The following is a 22,340-nucleotide window of genomic DNA, read 5'->3' on the forward strand; positions in this document are numbered from 1 at the left end:
GCGCCGCGCCCGGTTCACACCTCGGCCAGCGCCTGGCCCAGCGCCGCTGTCAAGGCGGCCAGGCCGGCGCGGGCGGCGTCGTTCAGGCCGCCCGCCACCAACCGGTCTTCGGCATGCTGCGTCAACTGCTGCAGATCGCGCGCCTGCACCGCCGCGAAACCGCCCCGCATGCGGTGCAGCACTTTGCGCAGCGCCTGGGCGTCGCCGGCGGCCTGCGCCTGCTCCAGCCTCGCCAGGTCCTGGCCCATGGTCTGCAGAAAGACCTCGCGGTACTTCGCGGGTATCGCCGGCACGGCCGGCGCCGCGGGCAAGGGTGCCGGCCGTGCCGGGGCCACGTCAGCCCCGCCTCGACAGGCGCGCAACTGATTCCACAACAGGCTCAGCTTGATCGGCTTGACCAGCCAGTGGTTCATGCCCGCCGCCTTGCAGCGGGCTTCTTCGTCTTTCAGGGCGTTGGCCGTCACGCCGATGATGGGCACCGCGGCATCCAGCGCACGCAAGGCGCCCGCCAATTCATAGCCGTTCATGCGCGGCATGTTCACGTCCGTCAACACCACGTCGAACGGTGCGATGTGCCATTGCGCCAGGGCCTCGGCGCCATCCGGCGCCACCGTCACCTGGCAGCCCAGCTGCTCAAGCTGGTCGCGCATGGTGACCTGGTTGATCGGGTTGTCTTCGGCCACCAGCACCCGCAGGTTCAGCGGCGCATAGCGTACCGCGACCGTTTCGCGAACCACGTCGGCGTCGCCAGCCGCACAACGCGCCACCGCAAAACCGATGCTGAACAGGTCGTGCCGGTCGGCCGGGTAAGGCGTCGCGGCCAGGGGTTCGCCGCCCCCTGCCGACACCACCAGCCCGGGCCACGGCACGGGGGGCATCACATCGCCAGCAATATGCACGTCGACCAGCACCCCGTCCTGCGCGCCGTCGCGAGGCGGCTGCGCCGGCGCCAGGCAGGCCGAGGCGCCCCAATGCGCCAGCCACAGGCAGATGTTCTCGCTCAGTTCCTTGCGCGAGCTGCGCACATACACACGCACGCCGGCCAGATCGGGCGCGGGCGCCGGCCGCGCCTCGGCCACATCGAGATCGATGGCCAGCGAAAAGCTGCTGCCCAGGCCGGGCTCGCTGGTGACCTGGATGCTGCTGCCCATCAGCTCGGCCAGGCTGGCGCAGATGGACAAGCCGATGCCGGCCCCACGCACCAGATGCGAGCCGCTGTCGATCTGGTAGAACGGCTCGAACAGGCGGACCTGGTTTTCGGCGCTGATGCCCACGCCGCTATCGACCACCTGCATATGCAGCCGCACCCGGCCGCCCGGCAGGTCTTCGGCCCGCAACCGCGTCACGACATGGCCGGAATCGGTGAACTTGATCGCGTTGTTGACCAGGTTGTTCAGGATCTGCCTGACCCGCCCGCCATCGCCCATGACGCAGGCCGGCACCGCCGTATCGACGCAGCTGTAGATCACCAGGCCCTTCTGCTCGGCCATGCCGGCATACGAGGCCACGCAGGCCTGCACCAGTTCGCGCGGATCGAAGCGGTCCATTTCCAGCGCCAGCTGTCCCGATTCGATCTTGGTGATATCCAGGATGTCGCTGATCAACTGCTGCAGGATCACCGACGAATCCTGGATGCGGTCCACGTGGCGGCGCTGCGCCTCGTCCAGCTGCGTCAGGGACAGCACTTCCAGCGTGCCCAGCACGCCATACAGCGGCGTGCGGATCTCGTGGCTCATCGTGGCCAGGAAGGTCGACTTGGCCTCGTTGGCGCGGTCGGCCTGCTGCTTGGCCTGCGCCAGGGTGTGTTCCATCTCGGCGCGGGCGCTGATGTCGGCAAACGCGCACAGCACCACGTCCTGCTTCTTGTAGCGGGTGGGCGCGAAGGCCACGAATAGCGGCCGGTCATCATGAGTGCGGAAGGTTTCGATCGTGCCCGGCGCCGTCGCCCCCAGCACCTGGCGCAGCAGCTTGTTGGCATCCGGCGAATCGTGCAGCTGTTCGCCCACCCCGATGCCCAGCCACTGCGCCGCCAGGGCATTGCCGAACACCACCCGCCCCTCGGGCCGCGACAGCACGCATAGCGCGACCGGCGCCGTGTCCAGCACGGTGCGGCTGAATTCCTCGCTTTCGACCATGTCCAGGTGCGCCAGCTCGGCGGGCTGGATCACGCGCCGGTTGTACCAGAACAGATAACCGGCGCCCGCGGCCAGGCCGATGCCGAACATCAGCAGCACCGCCACCGGCAGCCACATGTTGGCGCGAAAGAAGCCGCCATAGCCCACGCGGTAGAAGGCGGTCCAGGTCGCGGTGCGGTCCGCGATGCGCAGGATCAGGCCTTGCGAGGTGAAATGAAATCCGGCCTTCGCCACTTGCGGCGGCGGCCCCTCGCCGATCAGCACCGTGCCGTCCTGGCGCTGCAGCCAGAACTGGTCGTACAGCGGCACGTTCAACACCCGCTCGGCGACACTGACGCGGCTGCGGTTGAGCAACGACACCGCATAGACGTTGCGCCGCTGGGTCACCGTGCCGTCCCGGGTATTCAACGGCAGCATCACCGGCAGCATGGCGATCATGGAGTGGGGCAGGTCCGGATCGCGCAGCCAGGTGACTTTGGCGCCGTCGCCAAGGGTGCGATCATCCGGATCGGTGCCGCCGGACGCCGTGTGTACCGCATCCACCACCGACAGGAAGGCCGCCCGGGTCAACGGCTCATAGCCGGAAACGGCCGAGATCGCCGGCACGCTCAGGCTCAGTTGCTGGCCCGGAGAAATGATGAACAGCGGCGACGCCGGAAACACCGACGCCGCCCAGCGGGTGGAATAGAAATCCGACATGTAGCCGCCGATGCCGAAGAACACCCCATCCACCACCGGACACGAATCCGGGCTTTGGCACAGCAGCGAAAACGGCATGGCCGCAATCGCGTGCTGGCCATCGAAGAATGCCCACGACGCCCGTTCGAAACCCGGCGTCTCGCTCACCGGGGTCGCCGATACCAGTCGATGGCCGTCCGGGTTCTGGCCCTGCGCACGCAGGCCCTGCAAAATGGTTTCATGGGCGCGGACATAGCCCGTCAGGATCGAGAAATCGATACGCAGCTTTTCCTCTTCCTGCTGCAGGATGCGCTGGCCGCCCCAATACAGGACCCCGCCCAGCACCAGCAACAACGGCAGTACGCCAAACAGCGCGATATTGAGCCGGCGCGAGGCGCGGATGACCTTGATGAGCGGCGTGTCCAGTTTCATTTGCAACCCGCCTGGTCGGGAATCGCCAGCAATGGCGCGGGCGCCGCCTCGTTGCCGGGTTCGTTGGCCAGCAGGCCATTGAACGTGGGCAGGTCGACCGCCGCCGAAATCAGGAAACCCTGCACGCAGTCGCAGCCGATGCGGCGCAGGAATTGCAGGTCTTCGAGCGTTTCCACGCCCTCCGCCGTGACTTGCAGCCCGAGTTGCCGGCCCAGCAGCACGGACGAGACCAGCGCGGCCGCGCGAACCTCGTCGCCTGCGGCGCCATGGACAAAGGCGCGGTCTATCTTCAGTTCGGTGAACGGAGTCGAGATCAGGCTGTACATCGAACTATATCCCTTGCCGAAGTCGTCTTGCGACAGGCCGAACCCCTTCAACCGCAAGCGACTGGCCCCCATGTAGTAGTTGCCGGGCGTCACGGTCATGTCGTCCTCGAGGAGTTCGAATGTTACGTCTTCGGCCGGGATGCCGCCATGGGTAACCTGTTCGTACAGTTCGTCCGGCAGTTGCGGCCGGTCCAGCAGGCTGACCGGCAGATTCACCGACACCGGGATGCGGTGTCCCAGGCGCCGCCAGGCACGGCTGGCCGCCAGGCTGTCTTCGAGCATGCGCATCAGCAGCTCCAGGTCCAGCCCATAGTCGCGCACGGTGCGCAGGAACGATCCCGGCATCATCAACCCCAGCCCGCGATGCCGCCAGCGCACCAGCGCCTCGGCCCCGACGATGGCGCCGGTCGCCAGGGACTTCTTGGGCTGGAACCACGCCTGGATGCTGCCGTCGCGCAGCGCGGCCACCACGCTTTGGCGGTCCAGCAGGCTGCGGGCATCGTCCTCATCGCCCTGCGGCACCGGCAGGCCTTCGACCGGCCGGTGCCGCAGGCGGTCCGCCAGGCCCGCGATCTGTTCGCGCGTCACCGGCTTGACGAAGGCCCCCAGCATCGCAAAGCCGCTTTCCTTGGCCATCAGGCCGATGCTGTTGGCGATCCGGCGCGAACACGCGGTGGCGATCGCCAGGATCGGCCGCAGGTTCAGGCGCGCCAGCGCGTGGATGAACTGGGCCCCGTCCATCCCGGGCATGCTGACATCCATCACCACCAGGTGATAGCCCTCGTCGCGGATTCGCGCCAACGCGTCCGGCGCGCTCTCCAGCGTATCCACGCGGCCAAAGCCGGCCTCTTCCAGCAGGTCTTTCAACTGCAGGCACTGCAAGGCGTGATCGTCCAGCACCAGCACTTTGTAATCGGACAGCCTGTTCACTTCAGTTCCTTTGCGATGCCATGCAAGGTTTGCGCCAGTGCCATGAACGGCAGCGGCTTGGACAACACCTGGCTCATGCCTGCCGCCAGTGCACGCTGGGCGACCTCGGCCGCCGAACTCGACGTCAGGCCGATGAGCGGGCCGGCATAGCCGCCGTCCCGCAACGACCGCGCCAGTTCGAATCCGTTGACGATGGGCATGTTCAGGTCCGTCAGCACCAGGTCGAAGCGCTCGGCGTCCCAACGCCGCAGCGCTTGCCCGCCGTCGGACGCCAGCGTCACCGTGCAGCCCAGATGTTCCAGCTGTTCCTGCAGGATCAGCTGGTTGATGGCGTTGTCTTCCACGACCAGCACCCGCAAGCCCAGGCGCCGCGGCCGGGCGCCGTCCGGATCCTGCTCGCCGCCTTCCTCGCCATCCTGCGCCATCCGCACCGCGCGGCAGATGCTGGCCGGATTGCAGGCGCTGGCCAGGCTCTGGCGGCCGGCAGAGGCCATGAACGCCTCTTGCCCCGCCCCCGGCGCCAGCACGCGCACCCGCGGCTGGCACCAGCGCGGCGCCGCCGCGGCCGGCGGCCAGGCCTGCACCAGCACGGCGCCCGCCAGGTCGGCCGCGTCCGACTGCCTGCGGTAAGGCAAGGCGATCGCGCCGCACGCATTCAACCAACTGCACACGTTGCCCACCACCTCGGGCACCGCGCCATCCACATAGACCGCGTGCGGCTGCAACTCGACCGGCGCCGCCGCCGACGCCTCGTCCGTCGCGGTCGGCAAGGTCAGGCAGAATGAAATGCTGGTCCCCAGCCCTTCCTCGCTGATCACCGACAAGGTCCCGCCCATCAGATCCGACAGGCGCCGGCATATGGTCAGGCCCAGGCCGGTGCCGGCGACATCCCCATCCTGCGCCGTCGGCCCACGGAAATAGGGTTCGAACAGGCGTGTGCGATGGCTCTCGCAGATGCCCGGCCCGGTGTCCGCCACCTGAAAGCGCAGCCGCACGCGCCCCGGTCCGTCGGGTTCGGCGCGGGCCCGCAGCACCACCCTGCCCGACTCGGTGAACTTGATCGCGTTGCTGACCAGATTGTTCAGGATCTGCAGCACGCGGATGGCATCGCCCTGCGTCGTCGGCGGCATGCCGACCTCGGTAATGGCATACAGGTCCAGGCCCTTGGCCTGCGCCCGGGCCAGGTAATTGGCCACCACCTGTTCCACCACGTCCGCCGGCGAGAAGGGGCCGATTTCCAGCTCTTCCCGCCCCGCCTCGATACGCGAAAGGTCCAGCGTGCCGTTGATGGTGCGCAGCAACGTCGACGACGACTGCTGGATGGTCCGCAGGTACTGCTCCTGCTGGCCGGACAGCCCGGTCAGCGCCAGCAGTTCCAGCGTGCCCAGGATGCCGTACAGCGGCGTGCGGATTTCGTGGCTGATGGTGGCAAAGAACATGGCCTTGGATTCGCTGGCCTGGTCGGTCGCCAGCTTGGCGCTGCGCAGCGCGCGTTCCACCCCTTTCTGCGCCGTGATGTCGCTGATCCCGCACAACACCACGTCTTCGGATTGGTACGTCGTCGCGGCAAACGTCAGGTAGGCGCTGCGGCCATCGGCCAGCGCATATTCCTTGCCGCCCGTCTGCGCGCCCGCCTGGCGCAGCGTTTCACGCCATTGGTCCTGCTCGCCCAGCCACTGCCGCGCGGCCGCATTGGACAACAGCAAGGCCCCGTCCGAGCGCCGCAGCAGGCACAGGCCCACGGGCGCCACTTCGACGATCTTCTGGTTCAGCGCCACACTGTCGACCAGGGCTTCGTACTGCCGCAACGCAGGCCTGACCAGCCGGTTCCGGATATGGCGCACCGCCAGCAGCACGATGGCGATCAGCAGCGCCGCCACCCCGCCCGCCGTCCAGAACGAACGCGCGCCATCTTCCAGCAGATCGCTGATCGGCACGAAATACGCCAGCCGCCAACCCGCCTCGCCCACCGACTTCACCAGCACCAGCGTCTGCGGCCACCAGCCGTCGCCCTGCAACCGGAATGCATCGTGCGACAGGTGTGCGGCCGTCTCGTCGACGCGCGCCGGCAGATTGCCGCTGTGCAGCGCCATCACGCCGTTGCCGTCATACAAGGCGTAGCTCGCGCCGCCGCTTGCGCACTGCGCCTGGCCGACCACCGCGCCCAGTCCGCCCATCTCCAGCCCGATCCAGGTCTGCTCGGCGCCGTCGATATCCACGGGGGTGTACAGGAACAATCGATTGGCCGGATCCATCGGCGGACGCAGCCACACCAGCGGCGTGCGGCCATCGCGACCCGCGCCGGTATCGCGCTGGCGCAGCGCGTGCGCCAGCCAGCGGGAGATATCGTCAGGCAAGGGGGACGTGGCCGCCGCCGTGCCGCCGGCAGCCGCCGCAAGCGCGCCGTCCGCGGCCCGGGCTGCCAGTCGGCGGACCGCCGTATCGGTCGGCGAGGCGTACACGATCTGCGCCTGCAACCGCGCGACGTCCGCGCGATCGCGCGGGGTCAGGATCAGCGCCCACTCATAGCCCCCGTCCGTCTCGACTAGCGGGTCGACGCTGATCTGCCCGGTCTCGCCAAACGTGCGCGGCGTGCGCGACACGGGCATGCGATCGGTATTGCGCACCGCCGATGCCGCCACCGACCGCAGCAACGCCTCGCGCTGGTCGAAATACAGCTGTGCGTTGTAGGCGCCGGCATTCATCCGGCGGCGGTATTTCGAGACTTCCCCCGTGAACGACCAATAGGCGTACAGCGCCGTTCCCACCAGAATGCAGGCCGTCAGGGCGACGGCGAACAGGTGAAGAAGAAGCATGGGCAAACCCGGGGCCGCCGCCGTCAATGCTTCCCGCATGCGGGGCTTTACGATCATGAAATGATCATAAATTTCGACGTCGGCGGCAGGGTTGAGAATATTCTCAAAGGCGGTGCGTCCTGCCAGGCTTGCTACCGAAAGGACTGCGTGAACCCGCAAGGTTTCATCGTCCTACTTGTGGCAACCTGCGTCACCGATCAGTTGAACAGCGGCTTCGCCCGCCTGCGAGGCCAACCGGTCTCCCTGACGATGGACAGCCTGGGCGTGCCCAGCAGCGCGCGCACCATTGCAGGCCGTCACGTCTATACCTGGACGAACACCGAACTCGACGAGCAGCAACGCATCCGCAACATCTCGTACGATGGCACGATCGACGCCCGTGCCAAGTATGCGCAGGCGTTGAACCATTGACGCCTTGACCGACTGATCCGATCCCAGCCCGCGAATGCCGTCGCCAACGCGCCGGGCCCGGGCACTCAAGGAGCCCCCTCTTGCCTGCCGACGCAGACTCCTCCCGCAATCCCGCCAACGCGGTGCCCACCCACAAACACGACCTGCTCGGCGCAGAGATCATCGTGGCGTCGGGCTATCCCGCCGTACACGCGCAATTGCCTGCCCTGCTCGTCTGGATGCAGGACATCAACTGGCCCGTCGCCCGCGTGCTGGCGCCCTTTCTGGCCAGCATCGGCGCGCCGCTGGCCGACCACGTGCGCACGATCCTCGCGTCCGATGACCCCATCTGGACCTACAACGTTCTGGCCTATCTGGTCAGCGCGTCCGCCCCCCTCGCCCTGGCGATGGAACCGCAGTTGACGCGCCTGGCGGCGCAGCCCAGCCAGGCCGAGCGCGACGAAGGCGTCGACGAACTCGCCGGCCAGATCCTGGCCACGCTGCACGCAAGCCGCTAAAGGCACCGCGACAAAACCGCCCCCCATCCTCCCGCAAATGTAAAAGAAGTAAACACTTTGAAGCGACGCGGCGCAGGCCTGGGCTGCCACGCGCGACGTGCCGCACGCTCGCCGCAATCCCATCGCCCTATGAAGCGCCCCCGCTTTTCCCGAACCTTGCCCGATGGGAACCCCGGCAACGCCGATCTGCCGGGCAAAACGGGGTACGAACAGGCTGTTGAATCCACGCCACACCCCCCTCTCGCCAGCGTCACAGGCTGCTGGCATGATGCGGCGCGTAGGGAACCTGTCTGGCATCTGAACAAGGAAAACAAACGTGCGATTCAGCTTTTTCAAAGCCCTGGCGGCCTGCCTGTTCGGCGCCGTATTGAGCGGCTGCACCACCTGGGACGTGGCGATGATGCGCCACAAGGGCAAACCGGTGAACGACATCGTGGCCGAGTGGGGCGTGCCCGACCGCGTCTACGCCAGCGACGACCTGCCGGTCGGCCAGTTGGTCTACCAGTGGCAGACCTCCGGCGAAGTCTCGTGGGACGAAGCGGTGGGTACCTTCTACGTGCCCCCGCCCGGCGGCGTCAGCTACGGTTTCGGCAACAACACCGGCACCATCTATCAACGACGCACGGGCGTGGCCAGCTGCTACACCATGCTGCACGTCAATGAGCAAGGCATCGTCGTCGGCGGTGACCTCGTCAACCACGGCACGACCTGCAAGATGTGGTGATGGCAATGCGCCGCGCGCCGCTGATGCGCCCCGCCGGCCGGCCCACCTCGGACAACCCGCGAGAACACACCCGATGACGACCATGAAAGCCACCTCCGCTGCCCTGCTCGCCCTGGCCTTGCTGGCCAGCCCCGCCTTCGCCGCCGAAAAGAAACCCACCGCCGGCGACATCTCGCGCGCCATCGCCTATGCCGACGTGATGCGTGCCTTTGCCTACAGCGAACAAGCCGAGAAGTACAAGGCACGCTACGACAAGATCGGCCCCAGCCAGGACGGCCTGGAAGCCATGACCAACGCCGCCAACCTGATGACCCTGGCCAACCAGGCCATGCGCGCCGCCTGCGCCCGCGAACCGCACTATGTCGAGAAAGGCATCGAGGCGTTTCGTTGCAGCAAGATCAAGTAGTCGCCTGGCGGCAGTGCCAAACGAAAAAGCCCGCAGAACGGAAGTTCTGCGGGCTTTTATTCAGCTTGGCAAAGCCAGGCTGAGAATCTGGCGGAGATGGTGGGATTCGAACCCACGATGCAGTTTTTAGCCACATACTCCCTTAGCAGGGGAGCCCCTTCAGCCTCTCGGGCACATCTCCGAAGAGAACGAGATTCTAGCACGACTTTTTAACGGTTTTTCCCTGGCGGGGCCTGCCCGTGAAAAAAATCGTGCCGGAACTGCGCTCCTCAGGCCTTGGTGGCCGGCGCCTGGTCCAGGCCGAAGGCCTTGTGCAGTGCGCGCACGCCCAATTCCATGTACTTGTCGTCGATGATGACCGAGGTCTTGATTTCGCTGGTGCTGATCATCTGGATGTTGATGCCTTCTTGCGAAAGCGTCTGGAACATCAGGCTGGCCACGCCGACGTGCGAACGCATGCCGATGCCGACGATCGAGACCTTGGCGACCTTCTCGTCGGTGGACAGTTCGCGAGCGCCCACGGCGGGAATGACTTCGCGCTTGAGCAGGTCGACGGCGCGGGCGAACTCGTTGCGGTTCACGGTGAACGAGAAATCGGTCGTGCCGGCCACGGACTGGTTCTGCACGATCATGTCGACATCGATATTGGCGGCGGCAACCGGGCCCAGGATCGAGAAGGCGATGCCGGGCTTGTCGGGAACGCCCAGCAGGGTGATTTTGGCTTCGTCGCGGCTGAAGGCGATGCCGGAGACAACGGCGGCTTCCATTTTTTCGTCTTCCTCAAAAGTAATCAGCGTGCCCGAAACCATTTCCTGGTCGAGCGGGATGAGCGGGTCGGTCAGGGACGACAGGACCCGCGTCGGCACACGGTATTTGCCGGCGAATTCCACCGAGCGGATCTGCAGGACCTTGGAGCCCAGCGACGCCATTTCCAGCATTTCCTCGAAGGAAACGACGGCCATGCGGCGCGCTTCGGGCACCACCCGCGGATCGGTCGTGTAGACGCCATCCACATCGGTGTAGATCAGGCATTCATCGGCCTTGAGCGCCGCCGCCACGGCCACGGCCGAGGTGTCGGAGCCGCCACGGCCCAGCGTCGTGATGTGGCCTTCCGGGTCCACGCCCTGGAAGCCCGTGACGATGACCACGCGGCCGGCGTCGAGGTCGGCGCGGATGCGGGCGTCGTCGATGGACGTGATGCGCGCTTTGGTGAACGACGAATCGGTGCGCACCGGCACTTGCCAGCCCGCGTAGCTGCGGGCGGCCACGCCTTCGGCTTGCAGCGCGATGGCCAACAGGCCGCTGCTGGCCTGTTCGCCGGTGGCGGCGATCATGTCGAGCTCGCGGGCGTCGGGCTGGGGCGTAATTTCGCGGGCCAGGCCCAGCAGACGATTGGTTTCGCCTGCCATGGCCGAGGGCACCACGACAACCTGGTGGCCGGCAGCGTGCCACTTCGCGACGCGTCGCGCCACGTTCCGGATGCGCTCTACCGAGCCCATCGAGGTACCGCCATATTTATGAACGATCAGGGACATCTCGTACTCTGGCTGGGAACCCGCCGCAAGTGTTGACGGGCAAAACCTCATATTCTATCGCGGCGGTAAAAATTTGCGCAGGTCGTGGAATTTTCTTTCCATCGCACGGTCATTTTTCGCGAAATTTGTCGTCTTTCGCCGAATTTTCCGGATTCGCAGCCGGGTTCCGGCGGGCGTTTGCCGACGGCTGGCCCGTCGCTCGGCGGGGTTCCAGCCATACCCGCCCCCGATGGCAGCGGATCACGTGCCCGGCCTGCTCCACCCGCAACTGGCGGTCGTGCCCCAGGCTGTGCAGTTCACGCAGTTGACGCAGCAGGTCGCGCAGGCGCGCGTCGGTCGGCATGCGGGCGCCGTTCTGCGCCAGCCAGTAGCGCAGCGCCTGGGCCTGGCGCGCCGGCGACAGCCTGCGCCAGGCGGCCAACGAAAAACTGGCGCCATCCGGTCCGGGTTCCAGGCCGGCCAGGTCGTCGCGGGCGACTTCGTCCAGGATCTCGGCGGCTTCGGCCATGTGACGGGCGTGGCGGGCGACGATGGCGCGCCAGCCGGGCCAGCGGCCATCCAGCGCGGGCGCCAGCAGCGCGCGCAAGGCGGCACGGGTGTAGCGGGGATCGGCGTTGGTGGGGTCTTGCACGGGTCGCCAGCCAGTGGCGTCGGCGAACTGATCCGCGGCGTGCAGGATGGCCTGCCTGCCCTCGTCCAGCCAGGGGCGCAGGTAGGTGACGCCATCGCGGCGGGTCAAGGGCGCCATGGCCGCCATGCCGGCCAGCCCGGTGCCGCGCAAGAGGCGCAGCAATACGGTTTCGGCCTGATCGTTGCGGTGGTGGGCCAGCAGCACCGCCGTCACGCCGTCAGCCTGGGCCAGGCGGGCCAGCGCGGCGTAGCGGGCGTCGCGCGCGGCGGCCTCGATGCCTTGGCCGCTGGCCTCGTCCACCTGGACCCGGGCCAGCCGGAGCGGCAGCCCCAGCAGGCCGGCCAGGGCCTGCACCTGCCGACTCCAATCGTCGGCCGCCGCTTGCAAGCCGTGATGCACATGGAACAGCACCACGTCGATGCCCGCGGCCCGGGCGACGGCGGCCGCATGCACGGCCAGCATGGCCGAGTCCGCGCCGCCGCTGACGGCCACGGCGATGCGACCCGGTGGTTGCGGCAGGCACTGCAAGGCGCGGCGCAGGGCGCCGGCCAGGTCGGGCGATACGGGATACGACTGCCCCGCGCTGGCCGCTTCGGAAGGATCGGACGCGGTGGGGGGGCAGGTCATGGCGGACGGCGCTGGGCAGGCCTGCCGCGGCGCCGGCACGGGCCGGCGCGCGGGGCGCCTCAGGCGCGCACTTCCTGGTAGGCGCCGTAGGACAGCAGGCGCTGGACGCGCTGTTCCACGAGCTGCTCGGGCGTCATGCCCTGCAGCTGGCGCAGGGCGTCGCCCAGCGCGCGACGCAACAGGCGCGCCATGACGCGCGGGTCGCGGTGGGCGCCGCCCACCGGTTCGTTGATGACGCGGTCGACCAGGCCCAGGTCTTTCAGGCGCGGGGCGATGATGGCCAGCGCCTCGGCGGCCTCGGGGGCCTTGTCGGCGCTGCGCCACAGGATGGACGCGCAGCCTTCGGGCGAGATCACGGCGTAGGTCGCGTACTGCAGCATCAGCACGGCGTTGCCCACGGCGATGGCCAGGGCGCCGCCCGAGCCGCCTTCGCCGATGATCGTGACGATCACGGGCACTTTCAGTTCGGCCATGGCATACAGGTTGTGGCCGATGGCTTCGGACTGGCCGCGCTCTTCGGCGCCGATGCCGGGATAGGCGCCGGGGGTGTCCACGAAGGTGAACACGGGGATGCCGAACTTTTCGGCCAGGCGCATCAGGCGCAGGGCCTTGCGATAGCCTTCCGGACGCGGCATGCCGAAATTGCGGGCGGCGCGTTCCTTGGTGTCGCGGCCTTTCTGGTGGCCGATCACCATGCAGGGCGTGCCGTTAAAGCGCGCCAGGCCGCCCACGATGGACTGGTCGTCGGCGTACATGCGGTCGCCGTGCAGTTCGTGGAAGTCGGTGAAGATTTCGCGCACGTAGTCCAGCGTGTAAGGACGCTGGGGGTGGCGGGCGACCAGCGCCGTCTGCCAGGGCGTGAGCTTGGCGTAGATTTCCTTGGCCAGGGTCTGGCTCTTCTGCTGCAGACGTCCGATCTCGTCGGAGATGTCTACCGCCGAATCGGCCTGCACGTAGCGCAGCTGCTCGATCTTGTTTTCAAGCTCGGCGAGCGGCTGTTCAAATTCCAGAAATGTATTGCGCATGTAGTGTGGTTCCGTAGATGGGCGACCTGGTTTGCGTCAGTATTGGACCGGCGTCGGTTCCAGACTGCGCCACAGATACCAGGTAGCCACGGTACGCCAGGGTTGCCACGCCAACGAGACTTCGCGAGCCTCGAAGCGCGAGACAGGCTCGCCGCTGAAATAGTGTAGCGAGATTGCCTTGAGCAACCCAGGATCATCCAGCGGCAGGACATCAGGCCGCTGCAGATTGAAAATCAAAAACATCTCCGCCGTCCAGCGTCCGATGCCCCGGATGGCGGTCAATTCGGAAATGACGGCCTCGTCGTCCATGGCCGCCCACTTTTCGGGGTGGACTCGGCGTTCGCCGAAATGCACGGCCAGATCCAGCACGTATTCGGCCTTGCGCTGGGACAGGCCGGCGGCGCGCAGGCCCTCCAGGCCGACGCGCAGCACCGCCACGGGGGTGGGCCGCTTGCCGGCGGCTTCCAGGAACTTGTCCCAGACGGCGTCGGCCGCCTTGGCCGAGACCTGCTGGCCGATGATCGCCCGCGCCAGCGTCACGAAAGGCGTGCCGCGCGAGGTCAGCCAGACCTCGGGGTGCTGGGGAATGATCTTTTTCAGGATGCGGTCGCGCCGCATCAGGTGGGCGACGGCGGCTTCCCAATACTCAGGCTTGGGAATGTCGGTATCTGCGATGGACATGTGGGGCGTTTCCTGGGGGTTCACGCCCGACGCCACTGCGTCAGGCCGCCCGGTTTGTCATCGAGTTCGATGCCGGCATCGCGCAGCTCGGCGCGGATACGATCCGCCTCTGCGAAATTGCGGGCCGCCTTGGCGGCCGCGCGGGCGTCGATGAGGGTCTGGATGGCATCGGCGTCCAGTTCGCTGCGCACGCCCTGTTCCATCGCGGCCGCCGAATAACGGGTGGACGACTGGAAGTAGGCGGCCGGGTCCTGTTGCAACAGGCCCAGCAGCGAGGCCAGCGCTTTGAGCTGGCCGGCGCTGCGGGCGCTCTTGCTGCGGTTGGCCTCGGACGCCAGCTCGAACAGGGCCGCGACGGCGCCGGAGCTGTTGAAATCGTCGTCCATGGCGGCCTTGAAGGCCTGCGCCTGGGGCTCGTTCCAGTCGATGCCCTGGGCGTCGGCCGGCACGTTCTGCAGCGCCTGGTACAGGCGGTCCAGGGCGTTCTGGGCGTCGACCAGGTTGTCCGGCGTGTAGTTCTGCGGGCTGCGGTAGTGGTTGCGCACGATGAAGAAACGCACCATTTCGGCTTCGCGCGGATTGACCCGGTAATCGGCCACGTCGGCCGCCGGCTCGCCCTGGGCGATGGTCTGGCGGATGGTGCGGAAATTGCCCAGCGACTTGGACATCTTGTCCGAATCGACCATCAGCGGGCCGCAATGCATCCAGATGTTGGCCAGCACGCCGCCGAAGGCACCTTCGGTCTGGGCGATTTCGTTTTCGTGGTGCGGGAATTTCAGGTCGGGACCGCCACCGTGGATGTCCAGGGGCAGGCCCAGCAACGACTTGCTCATGGCCGAGCATTCGATGTGCCAGCCCGGACGGCCCAGGCCATAGGGCGATTCCCACTTGGTGTCGGCGGGTTCTTCGGCCTTGGCCGATTTCCACAACACGAAATCGAGCGGATCGCGCTTGGACGAGCCCACCGCCACGCGTTCGCCGGCACGCAGGTCGTCCAGCGTCTTGCCGGACAGCTTGCCGTAGCCCTCGAAACCGCGCACGGCGTAGTTCACGTCGCCGTCGTCGGCCTGGTAGGCCAGGCCCTTCTGTTCGAGCTTGCCGATGATGTCGAGCATCTCGCCCACGTACTGGGTGGCGCGCGGCTCGCGGTCGGGCGTGGCCACGCCCAGCGCGCGCTCGTCGGCGTGCATGGCGTCGATGTAGAACTCGGTGACTTCGCCGATGCGGCGGCCGGTCTCGACGGCGCGGCGGATGATCTTGTCGTCGATGTCCGTGATGTTGCGCACGTAGTCGACCGCCAGGCCGCTGGCGCGCAGCCAGCGCTGCACCACGTCGAACGACACCAGCATGCGGGCATGGCCCAGGTGGCAGAAGTCGTACACGGTCATGCCACACACGTACATGCGCACCTGACCGGCCTGGGCCGGCTTGAACGGTTCTTTGGTACGCGATAACGTGTTGTAGATTTGCAGCATGGCGCTTGTGAGATTGTCCAAATTTTTTCCGAGGCGGCTGCGGAAAACGTTGTGCCCGAAGGACGATACCTTCAAGACGGCCGCCCAAGGGTTGCCGACATTGCCAGGATCAGGCTTGCCACCCGGGGTTTCTCGCCCCGGGCTTCATGGGTTTTCATCCCATGGGTTTCATCCCATGGGTTTTCATCTGTCGACCTGATCCGCTACACCTGTCAGCCAGCGTTTTGCCTCAATGTCGAGCCAAAAACCCAACCGAGGCTAAAATGGCGGTCGTCAAGTATAGCAAGCGGCCCGGTCACGCGCGTATGCGCGGCCCGGCCTCGACTTTTAACGGATGCCCACGTGACTATCAAGCCGCGTTTTTGCGTCACCCTGCTCGCCCTGGCCCTGGCTGGCGCGCCGGTTGCCGGCGCCTTCGCCCAATCCATGGCCGGAGGCTCGAGACAGAACCCGAACGCCAGCCGCACCACGCTCGACCCCATTCCGCCCGAAGGCGGCTGGGATGGCCTGGCCAATGTGCTGAAATCCGTGCAGCCCAGCGTGGACACCCGCCTGCAGCCCACCGCCTCGCAGATCACCAACCACATCGAGCGCCTGCTGAACCACGGCGACAACGCCGAGGCGCTGGCGATGATCGAAAAGCGCGAAGCCCAGATCAAGGAGCAGCGCGGCACCGACGTGCAATTGATGTTCCAGCACGCGCGCGCCCTGGCTGCCCTGGACCGCAAGGCCGAAGCCATCGACATCTACACCGAGATGACGACCCGCTTCCCCGAGCTGCCGGAACCTTGGAACAACCTGGCCGCTCTATATGCCAGCCGGGGCGAACTTGAAAAAGCACAAGACGCCCTGCAACAGGCCTTGCGCGCCGACCCAGGCTACGCCGCCGCGCGCGCCAACCTGGGCGACCTGCAATTGCTGCAGGCGTTGCGCACCTACAAGCAGGCCGCCAAGGAAGGCGTGCCGGGCATGCAGGACAAGGCCCGCGAAGTCGAAACCATGCTGAAGGATAGGCAACACAAATGATGTCCCGCTATTCCCCTCTCCACCTGCTGCGCCTGACGGCGTGCTCGTTCGCGCTGGCCGCCTTTGCCCCAGCGCTCGTCAGCGCCGCGCCCGCGGCCGCCCCCTCAACCTCTCCCTCTGAAGGCACAAAAGCCATGAGCACCAATCCCCGCGTCAAGCTTCACACCAACCAAGGCGACATGGTCATCACCCTGGACGCCGCCAAGGCGCCCAAGACCGTCGAGAACTTCCTGACCTACGTCAAGGAAGGCTTCTACAACGGCACGGTGTTCCATCGCGTGATCGACGGCTTCATGATCCAGGGCGGCGGCTTCGAACCCGGCATGAAGCAGAAGCAGACCCACGCCCCGATCGAAAACGAGGCCAACAACGGCCTGAAGAACGACAAGTACACCCTGGCGATGGCCCGCACCAGCGACCCGCACTCGGCGACTGCCCAGTTCTTCATCAACGTGTCCAACAACGACTTCCTGAACTTCACCGCGCCCACGCCCAATGGCTGGGGCTACGCCGTGTTCGGCAGCATCACCGAAGGCACCGACGTGGTCGACAAGATCAAGGGCGTGAAGACCGGCAACAAGGGCTTTCACCAGAACGTCCCCAACGAAGACGTGATCATCGAGAAGGCCGAAGTTCTTGAATAAGCTTGCCCTGGCCGGCCCGATCTGGCTGGCATCCGACCTGCACCTGGGGCCGGCCACGCCGGCCACCTCGGAGGCCTTCCTGGCCTTCCTGCAGGCCGCCGAAGAAGAAGCCGCCGCCCTGCTGCTGCCGGGCGACATCTTCGATGCCTGGATCGGCGACGACGTGATCCGCGCCGCGCCGCCGTGGCTGGCCACGGTGCTCAAGGCGTTGCAGGCCACCGCCGCGCGCATTCCGGTCTGGCTGGGCCGCGGCAACCGCGACTTCCTGATCGGCGAGGAACTGGCCGCCGCCGTGGGCGCCAAGCTGCTGCCCGAACCGGCGCTGCTGCAGACCGACTACGGCAACGTGCTGCTGACGCACGGCGACGAATTCTGTACCGACGACGCCGCGTACCAGCAGTTCCGCCAGATGGTGCGCAATCCGCAGTGGCAGGCTGAATTCCTGTCCAAGACCATTCCCGAGCGCCTGGCCATGGCGCAGCAGGCCCGCGGCGAAAGCCAGGCCGCCAACCAGGCCAAGTCGATGGAAATCATGGACGTGAATGCCGGCGCCATTGCGCAGGCCTTTCGCGACGCCGGCGTGAGCGTGCTGGTGCACGGACATACCCATCGCCCTGCCCGCCACGTGCTTGACGTCGACGGCAAGAAGCGCGAACGCTGGGTGCTGCCCGACTGGGACTGCGACCACGTGTCGCCGCCGCGCGGCGGCTGGCTGGTCATCGACCAGGACGGCCTGCAGTTCTACGATCTCGAAACCGACGCGTAGGCCTGGGGCTCGCCCCCGCCATGCGCCATGAAAATGGGCCGCGTCACATGACGCGGCCCATTTTTTTGCCTGGGCGCGGGGCCCGGGCCCCGCGCAAGGCGGTGTCAGAGGAAGATCCAGGCCGCCACGATGGCGCCGAACACGATGCGGTACCAGGCGAACACGCGGTAGGTGTGGTTGGCCACGAAGCGCAGCACCGCCCGCACCACCACCATGGCGCTCAGGAAGGCCGCCACGAAGCCGACCGCAATGCCCGACAGGTCGTGCTGGGTGAGCAGGTCCATGTTCTTGTACATGTCGTACACGGCCGCGCCCAGCATGGTGGGCATGGCCAGGAAGAACGAGAACTCGGTGGCTGTCTTGCGCTGGATGCCCGCGATCATGCCGCCGATGATGGTGGCGCCCGACCGCGAGGTGCCGGGGATCATGGCCAGGCATTGGGCCACGCCCACGCCCAGCGCCTGCTTCCAGGTGATCTGTTCCAGCGTGCGCGCCGTGGCGTGTTCGTCGGACGCCGTGTCGTCCGCGGCGCCAGGCACGTCGCCCGGCGTGTGGCGGGTGCGGCGTTCGACGTACAGCATGATCAGGCCGCCCAGCACCAGGGTCACCACCACTACGCCCGGGTGGTAGAACACCTGCTTGATCGCCTTGATGAAGATGGCGCCGATGACGGCGGCCGGCAGGAAGGCGATGATCAGGTTTCGGGTGAAGGCCACCTCGCTGGGCACGCCGGTCAGCGTGCCGCGGATCAGCTGCAGCAGGCGGGCCCGGAAGATCCACATCACGGCCAGGATGGAACCCAGCTGGATCACGACTTCAAATACCTTGCCCTGGCTGGATTCGAAATTGATCCAGTCGCCGATCAGGATCAGGTGGCCCGTGCTGGACACGGGGATGAATTCCGTCAGGCCTTCGACGATGCCCAGGATGAAGGCCTTGATCAGGTAGAGCGTGGAATCGGTCACGATGGCGGGTTCCAGGTAGATGAGGTCGGGTCCGGGGCGGGGTCCAGGATTCGCGGCGCTAGTCGTTGGTCAGCGAGGCGTCTTCGTCCAGCAGTTCCGGCGCGCGCTTTTCGACGCGCACCAGGGCAATGCGGCGGCCATCCATTTCCAGGACTTCGAAGCGGAAATGGTCGTGGTGGATCTCGTATTCGCAGACATCGCCCGGCTTGGGCAGATGGCCGAAACGCGACAGCAAGTAGCCGGCCAGGGTGGAGAAATCCTGCGCATCATCGACCAGGCCTTCGGTCTCCAGCACCTGTTCGACATGGTGCAGGTCTGCTGCGCCGTCGATCTTCCAGGTGTTGGGGCCGTCGGCGACGATGTCGGGCAGCTCGTCTTCGTCGGGGAATTCTCCGGCGATGGCTTCGAACACGTCGATCGGGGTCACCAGGCCTTCGATGGCGCCGAACTCGTCGGCCACCAGCACCAATTGGCCGCGCGACCGCTTGAGCGTGTCCATCAGGCGCAGGATGCCGATGGCCTCGTGCACGATGATCGGATCGCGCAGGCGGTTGCGGCGTACCCGGCCTTCGGTGATCAGGTCGGCCACCAGGTCCTTGGCGCGGGCGATGCCCAGCACTTCGTCGAGCGAGCCGCGGCAGACCGGGAAGAAGCTGTGCGGCGCCTCGGTGATCTGGCGGCGGATGGTCTCGGGATCATCGTCGATGTTGATCCACGACACGTCGGTGCGCGGCGTCATGATGGACCGGATCGACCGCTCGGCCAGCGTCAGCACGCCGCTGACCATGTTGCGCTCTTCGACGCCGAAGGCCGGCATGGCGGGGCCGTCGGCGCTGGGCAGGTCAGGCTCTTCGGCGGGCGGGCGCTTGCCCAGCATGCGCAGCACGGCGGACGCGGTGCGTTCGCGCATGGGACGACGGGCGTCCAGCTTGAGCAGGTTGCGGCGCGCCACCTGGTTGAGCGCCTCGATGGCGACCGAAAAGCCGATGGCGGCGTACAGGTAGCCCTTGGGCACCTTGAAGCCGAAGGCCTCGGCCAGCAGCGAAAAGCCGATCATCAGCAAGAAGCCCAGGCACAGCACGACCACCGTGGGGTGGGCGTTGACGAAGCGCGTGAGGGGCTTGGACGCCAGCAGCATGATGCCGATGGCGATGACCACGGCAATCATCATGATGGCCAGGTGGTCGACCATGCCGACGGCGGTGATGACCGAGTCCAGCGAGAACACGGCATCAAGCACCACGATCTGCGTGACGATGACCCAGAAGCTGGCGTACACGCGCGGCCCCGACGAGCCGCCGTGCTGCCCGCCTTCGAGGCGCTCGTGCAGTTCCATCGTGCCTTTGAACAGCAGGAAGAAGCCGCCGACCATGAGGATCAGGTCCCGGCCAGAGGGCGAGAAGGGTCCGACTGCGAACAAGGGGGTGGTCAGGGTGACCAGATACGACATGACCGACAAGAGGCCAAGCCGCATGACGAGCGCCAGGCTGAGGCCCAAGATGCGCGCTCTGTCGCGTTGCGACGGGGGCAGCTTGTCCGCCAGGATGGCGATGAAAATCAGGTTATCGATTCCCAGGACGATCTCAAGGACGACCAGGGTAAGCAAGCCGACCCACGCAGCGGGGTCCAGCAGCCACTCCATCAGGAGCTCCAGAAGTTACACGACCGGTAATCGTACATGGAAAATCCGTGACACGCCGGTGACACGCCTCGTCCGCATGCCCTACGGCCGCGGGTTACGGGGCGATTGGCCAGTGGCACCGGCCATGAAAAAACCGGCCGCAAGGGGCCGGTGGGATGAGCAATGACGCGAGCGCGATGTGGCGCATCGTCGGGCAGGCACGGCCGTGCCGCCCATGCGGGTGCGAGCCCGGCGGCCACGGCCGCCGGCTCGTGCAGGCGTCAGGCCGCGGGCGCCGGATTCAGGGCCGACAGCATCTGCGTGAAGATCTTGGGGCTGGCGGCCAGCACGTTGCCGGAATCCATCCAGCCTTGCTCGCCATCGAAGTCGGCGACCAGGCCGCCGGCTTCCAGCACCATCAGGCTGCCCGCCGCCAGGTCCCAGGGCTTCAGGCCCACGCCGCAGAAGCCGTCCAGGCGGCCGCAGGCCACGTAGGCCAGGTCCAGCACGGTGGCGCCCAGGCGGCGCACGCCGGTGCTGCCTTCGGCCATGTTGCGGAAGCGGGCCGAGCCTTGTTCCGGATCGCCGGAGTTGGGCCAGTGCGCGCCCAGCAGGGCCTCGTGGTAGCGGGTGCGGCCCGAGACGCGCACGCGGCGGTCGTTCAGGAACGTGCCGCTGCCACGGCTGGCGGTGAACAGCTCGTTGCGCGAGGGGTCATAGATGACCGCCTGCGTGACCTGGCCGCGCTGGGTCAGCGCGATCGACACGGCGTAGTTGGGCAGGCCGTGGATGAAGTTGGTCGTGCCGTCCAGGGGATCGATGATCCACTGGAACTCGGCCTGGTCGGGGCCCTGCAAGCCAAATTCCTCGCCCAGGACAGCGTGATCCGGGTAAGCGGCGTGCAGCGTCTCGACGATGGACTCCTCGGCGGCGCGATCGACTTCCGTGACATAATCGCGCGGCCCCTTGCGAGCCACGCTGAGTCGTTCCAAATCCATGCTGGCACGGTTGATAATGGTGCCGGCACGCCGGGCCGCCTTGATGGCGATGTTGAGCATCGGGTGCATAAAATTCCGTACGTATGCGGTGAACAGGCCGCTAGCCGCCGCCCCGGATCCGCCGCTGTCCCCATAGGGGAAATCGACCCAAAAAACCAGGAAGGCACTAAGCCAAACGTGCCATTTTAAATGACTCAAGCATTTTCACGCGTTCGCTTCATTATGGTGAACCCCAGCCACCCCGGAAACGTCGGTTCGGCGGCCCGTGCCATCAAGACCATGGGCTTCTCCGAATTGGTGCTGGTGGGCCCCAAATTCGCCGATGTGACCACCCAGCCGGAAGCCGTGGCACTGGCCAGCGGCGCCCTGGACGTGCTGGAAAACGCCCGTATCCACGACACCCTGGAAGAAGCCCTGGCGCCGGTCACCCTGGCGTTCGCCCTGACCGCCCGGGTGCGCGACCTGGGTCCCCCGCCCTGCGACATCCGCCAGGCGGCCGACCTGGCCTGCGCCCACCTGGCCGAGACGGCCGAAGGCTGCACCGCCATCGTGCTGGGCACCGAGCGCGCCGGGCTCACCAATGAGCAGATCGGGCTGTGCCACCGCATCTGCCACATCCCGGCCAACCCCGAATACAGCTCGCTGAACGTGGCGCAGGCCCTGCAACTGGCCGCCTGGGAGCTGCGTTACGCCCTGCTGGTGGACCAGGGCGCCGCCCTGCTGCCGGCCTCGACCGCGCAGGAGCCGTCCCGCGGCGCCCAGCCGGCCTCCGGCGAGGCCGTGCAGGCCTTCCTGGCCCACTGGGAAGAAGCCCTGGTGGGCGTGCAGTTCCTGGACCCGGCCCATCCCAAGAAGCTGATGCCACGCATGCGGCACCTTTTTTCGCGCGTGGGCCTGACCCGCGACGAGGTCGACATGCTGCGCGGCGTCTGCACCGCGATGCTGGCCACCGCCCGGGGCGAGCGCACAAAAAAATAGGGACGGGCATCGC

The 22,340-nt window shown here is 66.8% G+C and carries 19 protein-coding genes and 1 tRNA gene; 8 read left to right on the plus strand and 12 right to left on the minus strand.

All coding sequences use genetic code 11. The annotated features are described in order from the left end of the window. Positions 1–14: 14 nt before the first annotated feature. The 3 genes from ACUDP5_RS20920 to ACUDP5_RS20930 are packed head-to-tail and all read right to left on the minus strand — an operon-like array spanning position 15 to position 7,317. Complete coding sequence (locus tag ACUDP5_RS20920) at positions 15–3,245, minus strand: response regulator (RefSeq protein ID WP_445657103.1); 3,231 nt, start codon at positions 3,243–3,245, stop codon at positions 15–17. Continuing rightward, the gene (locus ACUDP5_RS20925) at positions 3,242–4,501 is read right to left on the minus strand and encodes an EAL domain-containing response regulator (protein ID WP_445657104.1); all 1,260 of its coding nucleotides are present in this window, start codon (positions 4,499–4,501) and stop codon (positions 3,242–3,244) included. The genes ACUDP5_RS20920 and ACUDP5_RS20925 overlap by 4 nt, the downstream gene beginning before the upstream one ends. Next, positions 4,498–7,317: an ATP-binding protein gene (locus ACUDP5_RS20930; RefSeq protein ID WP_445657105.1), complete on the minus strand. Its 2,820-nt coding sequence runs from the start codon at positions 7,315–7,317 to the stop codon at positions 4,498–4,500. The genes ACUDP5_RS20925 and ACUDP5_RS20930 overlap by 4 nt, the downstream gene beginning before the upstream one ends. On the opposite strand from ACUDP5_RS20930, the gene ACUDP5_RS20935 reads away from it, so the two are divergent. The 4 genes from ACUDP5_RS20935 to ACUDP5_RS20950 all read left to right on the plus strand — a co-directional run bounded on the left by ACUDP5_RS20935 (position 7,303) and on the right by ACUDP5_RS20950 (position 9,355). Continuing rightward, the gene (locus ACUDP5_RS20935) at positions 7,303–7,728 is read left to right on the plus strand and encodes a hypothetical protein (RefSeq protein WP_445657106.1); all 426 of its coding nucleotides are present in this window, start codon (positions 7,303–7,305) and stop codon (positions 7,726–7,728) included. The two genes, ACUDP5_RS20930 and ACUDP5_RS20935, sit on opposite strands and share 15 nt — an antisense overlap. A gap of 80 nt (positions 7,729–7,808) precedes the next feature. Beyond that, the gene (locus ACUDP5_RS20940; protein ID WP_445657107.1) at positions 7,809–8,225 is read left to right on the plus strand and encodes a DUF5071 domain-containing protein; all 417 of its coding nucleotides are present in this window, start codon (positions 7,809–7,811) and stop codon (positions 8,223–8,225) included. A gap of 316 nt (positions 8,226–8,541) precedes the next feature. Then, on the plus strand, positions 8,542–8,949 hold the full coding sequence (locus tag ACUDP5_RS20945) for an ABC transporter substrate-binding protein (protein ID WP_263912072.1): 408 nt from the start codon (positions 8,542–8,544) through the stop codon (positions 8,947–8,949). A gap of 82 nt (positions 8,950–9,031) precedes the next feature. Beyond that, positions 9,032–9,355 (plus strand): hypothetical protein, encoded by a 324-nt coding sequence (locus tag ACUDP5_RS20950; RefSeq protein ID WP_263912074.1) that lies wholly within the window; start codon positions 9,032–9,034, stop codon positions 9,353–9,355. A gap of 88 nt (positions 9,356–9,443) precedes the next feature. On the opposite strand, the gene ACUDP5_RS20955 is transcribed toward ACUDP5_RS20950, so the two are convergent. The 6 genes from ACUDP5_RS20955 to cysS all read right to left on the minus strand — a co-directional run bounded on the left by ACUDP5_RS20955 (position 9,444) and on the right by cysS (position 15,329). Beyond that, positions 9,444–9,536: transfer RNA gene (locus tag ACUDP5_RS20955), tRNA-Ser, on the minus strand. Between the two features lie 88 nt (positions 9,537–9,624). Beyond that, positions 9,625–10,890 (minus strand): aspartate kinase, encoded by a 1,266-nt coding sequence (locus ACUDP5_RS20960; RefSeq protein ID WP_025137988.1) that lies wholly within the window; start codon positions 10,888–10,890, stop codon positions 9,625–9,627. Positions 10,891–10,999: 109 nt separating this feature from the next. After that, on the minus strand, positions 11,000–12,061 hold the full coding sequence (tilS, locus tag ACUDP5_RS20965; RefSeq protein WP_445659198.1) for a tRNA lysidine(34) synthetase TilS: 1,062 nt from the start codon (positions 12,059–12,061) through the stop codon (positions 11,000–11,002). A gap of 146 nt (positions 12,062–12,207) precedes the next feature. Further along, a complete protein-coding gene (locus tag ACUDP5_RS20970) occupies positions 12,208–13,173 on the minus strand; it encodes an acetyl-CoA carboxylase carboxyltransferase subunit alpha (RefSeq protein ID WP_263912079.1) in 966 nt (321 codons plus the stop codon). A 36-nt stretch (positions 13,174–13,209) separates the two neighbouring features. Continuing rightward, entirely contained in the window at positions 13,210–13,854 is a 645-nt protein-coding gene (locus ACUDP5_RS20975; RefSeq protein WP_263912081.1) for a DNA-3-methyladenine glycosylase 2 family protein, read from the minus strand. A gap of 20 nt (positions 13,855–13,874) precedes the next feature. Then, positions 13,875–15,329 (minus strand): cysteine--tRNA ligase, encoded by a 1,455-nt coding sequence (gene cysS / locus ACUDP5_RS20980; protein WP_445659199.1) that lies wholly within the window; start codon positions 15,327–15,329, stop codon positions 13,875–13,877. Positions 15,330–15,671: 342 nt separating this feature from the next. Here cysS and ACUDP5_RS20985 point away from each other — a divergent pair, with 342 nt between their 5' ends. From ACUDP5_RS20985 to ACUDP5_RS20995, 3 genes are all read left to right on the plus strand, one after another. Then, on the plus strand, positions 15,672–16,355 hold the full coding sequence (locus ACUDP5_RS20985) for a tetratricopeptide repeat protein (RefSeq protein ID WP_445657108.1): 684 nt from the start codon (positions 15,672–15,674) through the stop codon (positions 16,353–16,355). A gap of 134 nt (positions 16,356–16,489) precedes the next feature. After that, the gene (locus tag ACUDP5_RS20990) at positions 16,490–16,999 is read left to right on the plus strand and encodes a peptidylprolyl isomerase (RefSeq protein WP_025137994.1); all 510 of its coding nucleotides are present in this window, start codon (positions 16,490–16,492) and stop codon (positions 16,997–16,999) included. Next, positions 16,992–17,765 (plus strand): UDP-2,3-diacylglucosamine diphosphatase, encoded by a 774-nt coding sequence (locus ACUDP5_RS20995; protein WP_263912084.1) that lies wholly within the window; start codon positions 16,992–16,994, stop codon positions 17,763–17,765. Before ACUDP5_RS20990 ends, ACUDP5_RS20995 begins: the two co-directional genes overlap by 8 nt. Positions 17,766–17,869: 104 nt before the next feature. On the opposite strand, the gene ACUDP5_RS21000 is transcribed toward ACUDP5_RS20995, so the two are convergent. The 3 genes from ACUDP5_RS21000 to ACUDP5_RS21010 all read right to left on the minus strand — a co-directional run bounded on the left by ACUDP5_RS21000 (position 17,870) and on the right by ACUDP5_RS21010 (position 21,418). Next, positions 17,870–18,730 (minus strand): undecaprenyl-diphosphate phosphatase, encoded by an 861-nt coding sequence (locus tag ACUDP5_RS21000; RefSeq protein WP_445657109.1) that lies wholly within the window; start codon positions 18,728–18,730, stop codon positions 17,870–17,872. A gap of 58 nt (positions 18,731–18,788) precedes the next feature. Continuing rightward, positions 18,789–20,372: a TerC family protein gene (locus tag ACUDP5_RS21005; protein ID WP_263912086.1), complete on the minus strand. Its 1,584-nt coding sequence runs from the start codon at positions 20,370–20,372 to the stop codon at positions 18,789–18,791. Positions 20,373–20,632: 260 nt separating this feature from the next. After that, positions 20,633–21,418 (minus strand): inositol monophosphatase family protein, encoded by a 786-nt coding sequence (locus ACUDP5_RS21010; RefSeq protein ID WP_175192733.1) that lies wholly within the window; start codon positions 21,416–21,418, stop codon positions 20,633–20,635. Positions 21,419–21,538: 120 nt separating this feature from the next. On the opposite strand from ACUDP5_RS21010, the gene ACUDP5_RS21015 reads away from it, so the two are divergent. Then, entirely contained in the window at positions 21,539–22,327 is a 789-nt protein-coding gene (locus tag ACUDP5_RS21015; protein ID WP_263912088.1) for an RNA methyltransferase, read from the plus strand. The last annotated feature ends 13 nt before the right edge of the window (positions 22,328–22,340 follow it).

It is taken from the genome of Achromobacter sp. NCFB-sbj8-Ac1-l (assembly GCF_052695805.1).